The sequence below is a fragment of the Carboxylicivirga litoralis genome (assembly GCF_025499605.1).
GTDB classification, from domain to species: domain Bacteria; phylum Bacteroidota; class Bacteroidia; order Bacteroidales; family Marinilabiliaceae; genus Carboxylicivirga; species Carboxylicivirga litoralis.
The window spans coordinates 63,918-76,087 of record NZ_JAFMVC010000003.1; the positions used below are offsets into that span (position 1 = coordinate 63,918).

Below are 12,170 nucleotides of genomic sequence, written 5' to 3' on the forward strand. Positions count from 1 at the left end.
TCTCACAGTTTCGAATGCTCATGGTGAACAACAAAAATACCCAATGTCAATAGGAGACTGTTAAAGTGTGAATGAAGGATTTGTTAATTGAAAATTAGCTAAATAGGCCGATATTAAGACAAAATTAAATGTGCCGCGATTTCCATTTTATCGTTGTAAAGACAGGAAAAAGGAGGACAGCAAAGACATAAAAAGGATAGAGTAACTGTATGAAAAGTACTTTAAAAAGTGTTATGCTGAAATTGAAATCTCTACTACCTGCTTTAAGCAGCATATAATCGGCAATACTTTTAACCAATAAAGAAACACCAAAGACTTTCAATAGAAGTGGAAACCATAATCCAGTTAACAGGCTTATTAGAATTACCATATTTAACGCACTCACAATAAGTCCTGTGGCAATAATATGTTTGTCTTTGTAGCGAGGGGCTTTTGCTGCCCAGCGCGCTCGTTGTTGCAAAAAATCATTGATTGTTTCAGTTGGCTCAGTTTCAACTAATGCGTGTTTTGTTTTAATAAAACGAATGGTTTTTGATTGAGCTTTTATCCATTCGAGTAAGAACATATCATCGCCCGAGGCAATGTGATCTTGTAGTTGCGACTGGAGGTATAATTCTTTAGTACACATTAGGTTGGCGCCATTGCACATGATGGCTTTTTGTTGGAGAGCAGCCGCAGCGCCGCTCAATTGAAGGGCTGCAAAATCAACTTGTTGAAATCGATTTAATAAGCCCTTGGTGCGTTTGATAGATACGAGTGCAATGGCTAAATCAACTTGCTGCGAAGTGTAAAATGAGCTTAGGGTTGTCAACCAATTGGCATGGAAAGTGCAGTCAGCATCGGTGGTAACAATAACTGGATATCTGGCCAATTGCGCTCCCTGATGTAAGGCTGCTTTTTTTCCATTTTTTTTAGCATCAATGATGTAAGTATCAATAGAGCTGTTGTCTATTAGTTTTTTAGCGATACTTACTCCATCGTCAGTTGAGTGGTCATTAACCAGGATGAGTTCCCACTGATTAAATGTTTGTGCCTTTAATGAGTCAATTAATTGGGGCAAATTATTGGCTTCATCTTTAAACGGAATGATAACGGAAAGACTTGTTGTTGCATTACTATCACTTTTATATTCATCTTCTTTAATCCATATTATATACCAGTTAAAAACTTTTATAGTATACAAAAACAGGGGAATAAGTAATATGAAAATTAGTAAGTGCATATAAAAAATAAAGCCGGAAACAATGTCCGGCTCTTTATCTTAGTTCCTTTTGGTAATTATCCAGCTTTCCATTCGCTCGCTATTGAGAATCTCTTCTTGTCGGGCTTGCGCCTGGTATACTTTATCAAATGATTCGAGACTAACCAGGTAGCGATTGTTGTGCATAAACCAGAAGCATTGGTCATAGCCCTTAGCTTTTAGCTTTTGAATCATTTTATCAGCATTTATTTCGTTGCTAAAACTTCCCACAATCAATTGATGAGGCTTATTAACTACTGGTTCAACAACTGGTTGTGGCTCTTCTATGGCAGCAACTTTTTCTATTTGTTGAGAAGCGGTATCAGGGCCGGCTTCAATGGTGCCTGCAGCAGGTTTTAAATCAACGGTCTCAGGTTGTTTAATTTCGGCAATTTGCTCTTTTGTATCAGATGGTTTATTATCCTTAATTAAAAAGAAATAGATGGAGAATCCAATAAGGGGAAGAAGGATAAACAGGGATAGAAAAACAACTATTGAACGATTTCGCTTCGAATTATCTTCTTCTAAATACTTATTGGCAATGGCTACCGGATCTTGTTCTTCTTTACTATTTTCTTTTGTTTCACTTGTCGGTTCAAATACCTTAGCCCCAACTGTTGATTCCTGAACAGTCTCCTTTCCCACTTCTGTTTCTTCTTCAAACTCAGCAATTGGAGTCGTGTCATTGAGGTGGCTGGCTGTTAATGGAGTTTCGGCTGGCTCAACTATTTCTTCTTTTTCCGAATTGGTATTGTCTATATCTAATAAATCGTCCGATTTTTTTTCTTCAACGGCAGGTTCGGGAATTGAGCTTTCTTCAGTTAATTCACTGCTTTGCTCAAACCGGAGAATACCTGTTGCATCTTTGGTAAATGTTCCAAGACCCGGGATTGTATAGGAGCCATTATCATCGAGATCCTGTTTTAGTTTCTTTACATATTCATCAACCTTCTTCTCTGCATCTTCTCTGGAGATGTCTTCCTTTTCAACAATATAATCGACCAAAAGACCATCGTTGAAGCTCAAAAAATTATTAAAAAGGACAGAAAAACCATTTTCCTTGGCAACTATAAAAGCCCCAAAATTTGGTACGATAACACGATTATTCTCTTTAATTAATGAAAGAATGTAGTTTTCCATTACGGTTTGTTCAGGTTAACAAATACTATGAAGCAACTAAGATAATCAGAATTCTAAAAAAATGAGAAGGTCTTATGTTTCTTTTTCTATAACTCGCTGTTTTATCAGCTTTTGTCTAATTAATATAAAGGAACCAATTATTGTTGGGATGATAACATTACTACTCCATAAGCAAAATATGGCTGCCAAAACTAAAGGTGAATTTTCGAAAAGTGTCGAGAACACTATAAGAGCAACACTGCCCCTGATGCCTATATCTGCCAATATGTGCGATGGAATGATGGTAATTAGAAAAAAGTAAAATGCTGCCAAGGAAACATAGGCAAAAAATGGCGTTGATAGTCCCCAAAGGTCTAGCCAAATATAGAGTTGAATTATAAATGTGAAATAACGTAATGTAGTCCAGGTGACTGATTTTAAAATTGTTCTTCTGTTGGTTTTTCGAAGCAGGGACAGATAGTATTTGAATTTATTTGGGAAAACAAAGCGTAATGCGAGAACTATCAAAATGACTGCCACCACTGAAACAATGGTTACACCAAATAGATTTAGCGGTAATTTAAATTGCTCCCCCACCTTTGGAACCATCAGTAGTATGGTGATTCCGCCAATGAAAATGACGGCGCTTTGGATAATGCCACCCAGGCTTGTCATTACTGCGGCATTCATGCGTTGTTGTTTAGGAAATAGAGCCATGCGTCCACCCATTTCTGCAATACGCGCGGGAGAACCAACAGCAGTCGTCGTTCCGGCCATTACCTGTCTCCAGGCATCTTTAAAATTAATATGGCTGAATGGTCGCATCAGTGCTTGCCATTTTTTTGTTTCACAAGAAAGGTTGATAAACCATAAAAAACCAAGGAGAGCAAGTAGTTTTACTGTTTTTATGGATAATGTAAACGAAGAAACTAAAGTGTCCCAATGCTCAAAACCGGCCAGCTTCTGGAAAATGAACCCGTAAGCTAAACCGGCACATATAATAAGCAGTGCTTTAGCTATTAGTGGCCAATGTTTCTTTTCCATTTTTTGTGCCATTGATGATTGGCAATGCGCCAAAAGCCAGTAGGCCTGCGCCAATTATCATTAAGTTTTGTGCTGCATGTACAAGCAACGCGAAAACACCACCTTCATCACTTGGTATGCCATAGAGCTTAAGCGTGGCAATCACCATAAAATGCCAGGCCCCAATACCGCCCTGAACAGGAGCAATCATCCCTAAACTGCCAGTGAGTAGAATTGTTATTCCAGCATCAATGCCCAATGACGACGTGGCCGGCATGCTGTAGAAACACACGTAAATCATAAGGAAGTACATGGTCCAGATAAACAAGGTGTGGAATATGAAAAGGGGTTTATTTTCAATCTTCCGGATTGAACTGACGCCTTCGGTAAATTTTGCCATCAGGTTTTTTAGGAACATCAAAGCGCGATACTGCTTGGCATATCGTTTAACCAAAAAGATTGATACGCCAACTAAGGTGATCAGCCCATAAAATAATGGAGATAAGAAAATTTCACCTACAGAATCCAGTTTTAATGTTTTAAGTAAGAAGCCACCTAGAAAATCAAATTGCAAGGTTAATACTGCAATCATGATTAAAATGAGCATAAATAGGTCCGTCAAACGCTCAGCAACTACGGTGCCCACTACCCGGGTAAACGATAAACGCTCATATTTACTTAATACGCCACAGCGCGATACTTCGCCCATACGCGGAAAAACAAGGTTGGCCAGATAACCTGTCATCACGGCGCAAAAGGTATTCACTAGTCCCGGCTTTTTTTCAATTGGTTCGATCAGCATTTGCCACCGCAAGGCACGGCTCACATGACTTAATAAACCTAAGGCAATTGATAAAGCAATCCATTTGTAATCAACATCGTTACGAAGAGCTTCAGCTATTTCAGCAGCATTTTGGTCTTTATAAAGTTGATAGATGATGAATAATCCAATGGCTGGAAAAAGAATGAATTGTATGACTTTGGATATGGATTTCTTCACAGATTGAACGAATTTAAAAAATTAGCTACCTTCATAACGGCTTTCAGGCACGTTTTTTTACCTTTGCGCGCTAAATGAGCGCCGAAAGATACTAATTTGTAAGCCTTATACAAAAACGGTATTCTCAGCCGGATATTTCACTTAATAAAACAAGATTGGGTTATGGTAAAAGCAAAAAAGCACTTAGGTCAACATTTTCTGACTGATTTAGAGATAGCCCAACGTATTGTTGACAGCTTATCATTAGATCAGGACAAGGTAATGGAGATTGGTCCGGGTACGGGCGTTTTAACCCAATACCTGGTGCAACGTCCCAATGTTGATTTGAACCTTATTGAGCTTGATAAAGAGTCGGTTGAATATTTGACAGCTCATTATCCGGAATTAAGCGGGCGCATCTTTTTTAAGGATTTCTTAAAGTTAGACTTAAAAGAGATTTTTGAAACACCATTCGCTTTGATTGGAAATTTCCCCTACAATATTTCAGGCCCAATCTTTTTCAAGGTGTTCGAATACCGTAACCAGATACCAGAGGTAGTAGGAATGTTACAAAAGGAAGTGGCCGAACGATTGGCAGCAGGACCAGGAACAAAGGTGTATGGAGTGTTGAGTGTGTTGTTACAGGCTTTTTATAAAATCGATTATTTGTTTACGGTAGGTGCGCATGTGTTTAATCCTCCACCAAAAGTGCAGTCAGGTGTTATTCGTCTGACCAGAAATAATGTAAAAGAACTACCATGTGACGAGAAGTTGTTTGTTAAAGTGGTGAAAGCTATCTTTAACCAGCGACGCAAAGCCATACGAAATTCGCTGAAAGCCATTCCGTTTAATAAAGAAGCAATAGCCGATCATGATTATTTGACCCGCCGTCCTGAGCAGATGAGTGTGAATGACTTTATCGAGTTAACCTGTATGATCGAAAAGAATCCATTGAAGTAAAATTATCTAATTCTCAGTATTATGGTGAATTTTGAACTAACGAGGGAGTATATAGACCAACTGAAAGAACTGATTGAAGCCAAAAACGAAACGGCCATTTCAGAACTATTGGAAGAGTTGCACCCCGCCGATATTGCTGAGATTTATGAAGAGCTAAGCATTGACGAAGCCAAGTTCGTTTACTTTTTAATGGACGATGATACGGCTGCCGATGTGTTGACTGAGCTTGAAGAAGACGATCGTAAGAAGTTTCTGGAAAGCCTGCCAAGTGATGTGATAGCCAAGCGCTTTATCGACAACATGGATTCGGACGATGCAGCCGATATACTTGGAGAGCTGGATGATGAACGGCAACAGGAAGTATTATCTCACATCGATGATGTGTCTACTGCCGGCGATATTGCCGACCTTCTGGCTTACGATGAGGATACTGCCGGTGGTTTGATGGCTAAAGAGCTGATTAAAGTAAAAGAGAACTGGGGCGTTCCAACCTGTTTGCGGAGTATGCGCCGTCAAGCCGAAGAAATAGATGAGGTGTACTATGTATACGTGGTTGATAATGATGGAATTCTCAAGGGGACTCTTTCTCTGAAGCGCATGTTGTTAAGTCCGGCCGATGTGTTGGTAAAAGATATTTATAATTCAGATGTTATCTCGGTGAAGGTGGATGTTGATGCCGAAGATGTTAGTAATATCATGGATAAGTATGATCTGGTAGCTTTACCTGTAACTGATTCCGTAGGACGATTGGTGGGGCGCATTACCATTGATGATGTGGTAGATGTGATGCGTGAAGAGGCAGAAAAAGATTACCAGTTGGCATCGGGTATTACCGAAGATGTAGAAGCCTCAGATAGTGTGTGGCAACACACCAGGGCTCGTATTCCCTGGCTATTGATTGGGTTGGCTGGTGGTATTTTGGCCTCGTGGGTGGCATTTGGCCATGTTGATTTAATTGATACTTATCCTGGAGTTGCCATGTTTATGCCCCTGATTGCGGCGATGGGCGGTAATGTAGGAATGCAATCATCTGCCATTGTAGTACAATCTTTAGCTTCCGGTTCTGTTGGCTTGGAAACAAATTGGTTGAAACTATTAAAGGAATTGGGCATAGCATTGTTAAATGCCAGTATTTTATCCACATTGATTTTTGCCTACAGTTTTATTTTTAAAGATAGCATGGCCCTAACCTTTACACTTGGTTCTGCCATGTTTTCAGTGGTTTTCTTCGCAAGTTTATTCGGTACATTTGTACCATTACTATTAAATAAGATGAAGATTGATCCGGCCGTTGCAACCGGCCCCTTTATCACTACTATGAATGATATCATTGGCATGTTCCTATATCTGTCAATAGGTAATGTGGTATTTGAGATGCTGGCCTAATGATTTTCTAAGTTTTTTTGACTTTTCATAAGCTTATTGGTTACTTGTTGGCGTGAATTAATAGCGTTATTCTATGAAAGGTTTCAAACTATTCTTTAAATGGCTAGGGATTATCCTTGCTGTAACCCTTATTACAAGCGGCTTTATTCTTTATCCACTGTTACGTGGCGCCACCGGTTATACAGCCAAAATGCTGTGTTCGGGTGTTTTTGTAGAAGGCTTGTCTCAACAACAAGTTGAACTAAGGGAGTTAACAGCCTTTCCATTTAATAAAGTGGTCAGTAGGGTTGATATTGAAACCAAATCTGTTAAAAGTGCCATATTCGGGTTGGTTTCGCAGAAGGCTGTTTTCGAAGATGAAATAGGTGCAACCTTATACCCGGATGGTTATAAAAGTATTGAAGGGCGAATAGCTTTGCCTCGTCCAAATAATGATACATTACTATGGCCACAGGGAAGTATGCTTACTGATACTTTGCCTCAGGGTGTCGATGTCGAAGGTCTGAGTCGTTTTGTAGATGAACAGTTTATTGCAACTTCAAGGGCTGTAGTGATTGTGAAAGATGGACAGCTGATACTCGAGAAATATGCTGAAGGTATTAGTGAATTTACCCCATTGCTAGGTTGGAGCATGACAAAAACCATCACCGCTGCTTTAACCGGAATACTCGTTAAAGATGGCAAACTGGATATTGAAAAAAGTGCACTGCTCGAGAAATGGAAAGATGACGAACGTCGTGACATAACACTTAATAACCTATTACAGATGAGCAGCGGATTAGAATGGAACGAAGACTATTCAAAAACCAGTCTCACCGACGTGTCGAAGATGCTCTATGTTGAAAGTGATATGTTTGATTTTGCATCATCGCCTAAATTGGCTTCAAGCCCCGATGCCGTTTGGCAATACTCATCCGGTACTACCAACATCATTTCCGGCATTTTGCATTCTTGCTTCGATGACTATCAAAGTTATTATCAGTTTCCACAAAAGGCTTTGTTTAACAAGTTGGGGATGATGCATAGTTATATCGAAACGGATGCCACCGGAACATTCGTGGGCTCATCCTACGGCTATTGCTCGGCTCGTGATTGGGCAAGGTTAGGTATGTTATATCTATACGATGGAAATTGGTTTGGTGAACAGATTTTACCTGAGTGGTGGGTTGAATATAGTACAACTCCAGCCATTAGTTCCAACGGAAAATATGGGGTGCAGATATGGCTTAATGCCTCTCAAATTCACATGCCCCATATGCCTGCTGATGTCTATTTTCTAAATGGTTATCGTGGGCAACGTGTTGCTATTATCCCTTCCAAAAATATGGTAGTTGCTTGCTTAAACTCATCGCCTCATGGTGTGGATTATAACTTCTATTTAAGTGAAATGATGAAATTTATATCCGAATAGAGCTTTTAACCACTTCTAAAAAAAGCTACTAGTTACCAGCTTTTAGCTAATGCTCTAAGGCGCTCCCTGAGCGGAGTCGAAGGGAGTTTAATTGTTAGATTATTGGATATTGCGCATGGGATACTTGGTATAACTTTTTCGCAACTCATCGTCCTTATTCCGCAATTCGCCGAATTTGTGTTTTAAGTGATTGGTTCTAGCCTTACTTTAGCATCATATTTAGTAAAAACTTAAAATAATATAGTGATGAATAAGGTAAGAAATCATAACAAGCGAGGATTTTTAGGCGCGTTTTTAATTATTATGGGAGCTATTTTATTGTTGGGCAATCTTGGTTATTTGCCGTATCAAATAACCGATGTCATTTTCAGATGGCCAATGATTTTAATAGCAATAGGGGTGTTTAACCTGATTCGGAAACAATATTCAGCAGCTATTGTAACATTAGCCATAGGGGGTGTTTTTTTGGCACCGCATATTGTCGAAGGGCTAAGTTTCAGAGATATCTTTAAATTTTGGCCGGCCTTTCTCATTTTGGCTGGAGTAACGTTTTATTTTAAACGTAAAGAGGTTATGCCGATGCATCGGACTGCAACTAACTCAGATGAAGTTATAGATGAAGTGGATATTTTTGGAGGTGGCACAACCCAGGTTGAATCCAATAACTTTAAGGGAGGTAAGATAACTGCAATTTTTGGAGGTGGCGAGATTTATATGGATCGCTGTAAATTATCACCCGAAGGCGCTGTTTTGGACATTGCCATGGTGTTTGGCGGTTCTAAAATTATTGTTCCGCGCGATTGGAATGTAAAAACTGAGGTTGTTTCTATTTTCGGTGGTTTTGCCGATAAGCGGAATTTCTTCTCCGAAACACCCAATGATCCATCTAAAACACTTATTATTAAAGGAGTTGCTATTTTTGGAGGTGGTGAAATCAGAAGCATTTAATAAGGGTTAATGTCAATTAATCATTAACCATTACTCATTAACCATTAAAACCATGAACCATCCCATTGTTTCCGAATTTCGCATATTCAAACTTTATGCGCTCATATGGCTGATTGTTTGCACCGTTCATGCTACTATAAATGTCATTATTTATGAATTGCCCATTGAGTTGGCCATTATCGACAGCTTAACCTTCAATGTGTTGATGTTTTTTTTGGGCTTGAGCATTTGGTTTCCTATCGTTTATAGCGATCGTACAAAAGGACAACTTAATGTTGTCATGCAGATAGTGCTCGTAGGGATCATCATTGTTTTTATTTGGCTGTTTTTAGGATATCAGTTTCTGGAGCTCATTTTTTCAGAAGACATCATCAACCAGCTTTTCGATAGAAACGGACTGATAATACGAGCTACAGTTGGTGGGCTTATCTTCATGATTTTTGTGATGATTTATTACATGTTCAATTTTTATAATGAGTTGGAGGAGAAAAATCGTCAGCATGAAAGCATGAACCGTTTGCTGCGAGAAACGGAACTGAATGCATTAAAATCACAACTGAATCCGCATTTTCTTTTTAATAGTCTAAATAGTGTGAGTTCGCTGACTATTAGCGAGCCCGATGCAGCGCGAACGATGATTAATAAGCTATCGGAGTTTATGCGTTACTCGCTGAGGAAAAACGAGGACGCCTTGTTGTCACTTCGTGAAGAATTAAAGAACATAGCCCGTTATTTAGAGATTGAGAAAGTGCGTTTTGGTGATCGTCTGTTGTGTGAGCTGGATATTCCTGATGAATGCAAAGATATGAAGGTGCCAGTCTTGATCCTTCAGCCTATTTTTGAGAATGCTATCAAGCACGGTGTTTACGAAAGTATTGAACCGGTTAAAATACGCACCTTTTGCCGAATGGTTGATAATAGCTTGGAGATAAGTATTATTAATAATTTTGAGGAAGGTGCTGCTCAGCAAAAAGGAGCAGGTGTTGGTTTGGCTAATGTACGTAATCGCCTGCAATTGATTTATAACCGCAACGATTTGTTGACAATTAATCAAGAGAATCACTATTTTGAAGTGATTATACGCTTGCCACAGTTAAGCAACTGAACGTGATATTTCTGCCCTTAAACAGACTACTTTCAATGAAATACAAAGCACTAATCATCGACGATGAACCACCGGCAAGAAGCATTATTCGAGCCTATCTGAAGAAGCATGAAACAATTGAAGTTGTTGAAGAATGCGCCAATGGATTCGAAGCTATAAAAGCCATCAAAGAACATCGGCCACAAATTCTTTTTCTTGATATTCAGATGCCCAAGGTAACCGGTCTGGAACTGCTGGAAGTGATTGATGAGCCTTTACAGGTAGTGTTTACAACCGCCTATGACCAATATGCCTTAAAAGCTTTTGAACTCAATGCAATTGATTATTTGTTGAAGCCATTCGATGAAAAGCGCTTCGATAGCGCAGTTCAAAAAGTATTAGATAAGTTACAATCGGGAGATTATTCAAATCAGATTCAGATTGAGCAAATGCAGCAAAGTAAGCAGGAGAAGCTGGATCGAATTGTGGTTAAAAAAGGGACTATACTGACTGTGGTCGATTTACAGAACTTGCTTTACCTTGAAGCACAAGACGATTATGTAATGCTTTATACTGAAACGGGCAATTACCTTAAGTCGAAAACGATGAAATACTTCGAGGAGCACCTGCCGTCGGAGCAGTTTATTCGCATTCATCGCAGTTATATTGTGAATGCATCAAAAATTAAAGGGTTGGAACCATACGACAAAGATACATATAAGGCTATACTTAATCCGGACTGTAAGCTCAAAGTAAGCCGCACTGGCTATAAGAAGCTTAAGGAGCATATGGATTTTTAATACCCTGGACATTGGATGCACAAAAAAGAACAAAGACAAAAAAGTGTTTAGTACGATGACCATCTTCCTGTTTTTTCGTGAGAATAAGGGGAAGTGCCGCCCCAAAGGTGCGTGGATGGGTTAATAAATCTTAAGTCTTTTGTCTTGACTCTTGCATCTTAAATGGTATTTTTGCGAAAAATAATTTCTGTGAAAGTACATTCCGATTTTTCCACATTTAAAGCCCATAAGCCCGTTATCACCATAGGCATGTTCGATGGCGTTCATTCAGGTCATCGTGTGTTATTGGGGCAATTAACCGATAAAGCTGAAGCGGTTGGTGGCGAATCGGTGGTTATCACGTTCTGGCCGCACCCACGAATGGTGTTAAAACAAGATGCTGATAAACTGCGTTTCCTGACTTCGCCTGAAGAGCGGACTAAATTGTTTGGACAGCTGGGCATCGATCACCTCGTCCTAATCCCTTTTTCTTTGGAGTTGGCTAACCTGACAGCCGAAGAGTTTATTCAGCAGATATTGATTGACAAACTCAATATCCATCATTTGATGGTGGGCTACAATCATCGATTTGGCAAAGGTCGCCAGCACAGTTATGAAGAGTATCAGGCTTTTGCACAACAATACAATTTTTCCATCTCAATGGTGGAAGCGGTGCTGACAGATGGCATGCAAACCAGCTCAACTGATATACGCAACCATTTGTTGGCTGGCGAAATGAAAGCGGCCAACCGAATATTGGGTTATGAATATACTGTTACGGGTCGTGTGGTTGGTGGTCAGCAGTTGGGACGACGTATTGGCTACCCTACAGCCAATGTTGAGGTGGAAGAGCCTCATAAACTGATACCACCCGATGGTGTTTATGCGGTTAAAGTTCGTGTGGAAGGTAAGCGCTATGGCGGCATGCTTAATATCGGTTTTCGCCCAACAGTTAGTCACAATGTGGATCATCGTTCGTTAGAAGTGCATATATTTGACTTTAACAAAGATATTTACTCCGAAGAAATTGAATTGGAGTTTATCCAACGTGTACGCGATGAGCAAAAGTTTGCCAATGTGGATGAATTGAAGGCTCAGCTAAAAAAGGATGAAGAAACCATTCGGGCTATTGTTGCATAAGGCTTTTTGTAAAAGGCTACTAGCTACAAGCTATCAGCTGTTGGCTTTCAAACATTTTTACTACTTTTGTAGTCCTTTTTTACATGAAAAACATTTAAAAT

Annotated in this window: 11 protein-coding genes; 7 read left to right on the forward strand and 4 right to left on the reverse strand. The window is 39.5% G+C overall.

What is annotated here, in order from left to right; all coding sequences use genetic code 11:
* Window positions 1-124: 124 nt before the first annotated feature.
* From J1N10_RS04045 to J1N10_RS04060, 4 genes are all read right to left on the reverse strand, one after another.
* Window positions 125-1,183 (reverse strand): glycosyltransferase, encoded by a 1,059-nt coding sequence (locus J1N10_RS04045; protein WP_262325393.1) that lies wholly within the window; start codon window positions 1,181-1,183, stop codon window positions 125-127.
* A 78-nt stretch (window positions 1,184-1,261) separates the two neighbouring features.
* Window positions 1,262-2,380 carry an HU family DNA-binding protein gene (locus J1N10_RS04050; RefSeq protein WP_262325394.1) on the reverse strand — a complete coding sequence of 373 codons (1,119 nt, stop codon included), beginning with the start codon at window positions 2,378-2,380 and terminating at the stop codon, window positions 1,262-1,264.
* Window positions 2,381-2,452: 72 nt separating this feature from the next.
* A complete protein-coding gene (locus J1N10_RS04055) occupies window positions 2,453-3,403 on the reverse strand; it encodes a hypothetical protein (protein ID WP_262325395.1) in 951 nt (316 codons plus the stop codon).
* Entirely contained in the window at window positions 3,372-4,382 is a 1,011-nt protein-coding gene (locus tag J1N10_RS04060; protein WP_262325396.1) for a lysylphosphatidylglycerol synthase transmembrane domain-containing protein, read from the reverse strand. The genes J1N10_RS04055 and J1N10_RS04060 overlap by 32 nt, the downstream gene beginning before the upstream one ends.
* A 162-nt stretch (window positions 4,383-4,544) precedes the next feature.
* Between J1N10_RS04060 and rsmA the strand changes: the two genes are divergently transcribed.
* From rsmA to J1N10_RS04095, 7 genes are all read left to right on the forward strand, one after another.
* Window positions 4,545-5,321, forward strand: coding sequence for a 16S rRNA (adenine(1518)-N(6)/adenine(1519)-N(6))-dimethyltransferase RsmA (gene rsmA / locus J1N10_RS04065; RefSeq protein ID WP_262325397.1), 777 nt, complete (start codon window positions 4,545-4,547; stop codon window positions 5,319-5,321).
* Between the two features lie 21 nt (window positions 5,322-5,342).
* Window positions 5,343-6,707, forward strand: a complete 1,365-nt coding sequence (gene mgtE, locus J1N10_RS04070; protein WP_262325398.1) for a magnesium transporter — start codon at window positions 5,343-5,345, stop codon at window positions 6,705-6,707.
* Between the two features lie 73 nt (window positions 6,708-6,780).
* Window positions 6,781-8,118, forward strand: a complete 1,338-nt coding sequence (locus tag J1N10_RS04075; protein WP_262325399.1) for a serine hydrolase domain-containing protein — start codon at window positions 6,781-6,783, stop codon at window positions 8,116-8,118.
* 246 nt (window positions 8,119-8,364) lie between these two features.
* A complete protein-coding gene (locus tag J1N10_RS04080) occupies window positions 8,365-9,066 on the forward strand; it encodes a cell wall-active antibiotics response protein (protein WP_262325400.1) in 702 nt (233 codons plus the stop codon).
* A 52-nt stretch (window positions 9,067-9,118) separates the two neighbouring features.
* Window positions 9,119-10,171, forward strand: a complete 1,053-nt coding sequence (locus tag J1N10_RS04085; protein ID WP_262325401.1) for a sensor histidine kinase — start codon at window positions 9,119-9,121, stop codon at window positions 10,169-10,171.
* Window positions 10,172-10,206: 35 nt separating this feature from the next.
* Entirely contained in the window at window positions 10,207-10,950 is a 744-nt protein-coding gene (locus J1N10_RS04090; RefSeq protein ID WP_262325402.1) for a LytR/AlgR family response regulator transcription factor, read from the forward strand.
* A gap of 189 nt (window positions 10,951-11,139) precedes the next feature.
* Window positions 11,140-12,069, forward strand: coding sequence for a bifunctional riboflavin kinase/FAD synthetase (locus tag J1N10_RS04095; RefSeq protein ID WP_262325403.1), 930 nt, complete (start codon window positions 11,140-11,142; stop codon window positions 12,067-12,069).
* Window positions 12,070-12,170 lie beyond the last annotated feature (101 nt).

Excerpts from the sequence above, each read along its gene's own strand:
- J1N10_RS04050 (WP_262325394.1), bottom strand. The coding sequence starts at position 2,380 with ATGGAAAACTACATTCTTTCATTAATTAAAGAGAATAATCGTGTTATC.
- J1N10_RS04055 (WP_262325395.1), bottom strand. The coding sequence starts at position 3,403 with ATGGAAAAGAAACATTGGCCACTAATAGCTAAAGCACTGCTTATTATA.
- rsmA (WP_262325397.1), top strand. The coding sequence starts at position 4,545 with ATGGTAAAAGCAAAAAAGCACTTAGGTCAACATTTTCTGACTGATTTA.
- mgtE (WP_262325398.1), top strand. The coding sequence starts at position 5,343 with ATGGTGAATTTTGAACTAACGAGGGAGTATATAGACCAACTGAAAGAA.
- J1N10_RS04075 (WP_262325399.1), top strand. The coding sequence starts at position 6,781 with ATGAAAGGTTTCAAACTATTCTTTAAATGGCTAGGGATTATCCTTGCT.
- J1N10_RS04080 (WP_262325400.1), top strand. The coding sequence starts at position 8,365 with ATGAATAAGGTAAGAAATCATAACAAGCGAGGATTTTTAGGCGCGTTT.
- J1N10_RS04085 (WP_262325401.1), top strand. The coding sequence starts at position 9,119 with ATGAACCATCCCATTGTTTCCGAATTTCGCATATTCAAACTTTATGCG.
- J1N10_RS04090 (WP_262325402.1), top strand. The coding sequence starts at position 10,207 with ATGAAATACAAAGCACTAATCATCGACGATGAACCACCGGCAAGAAGC.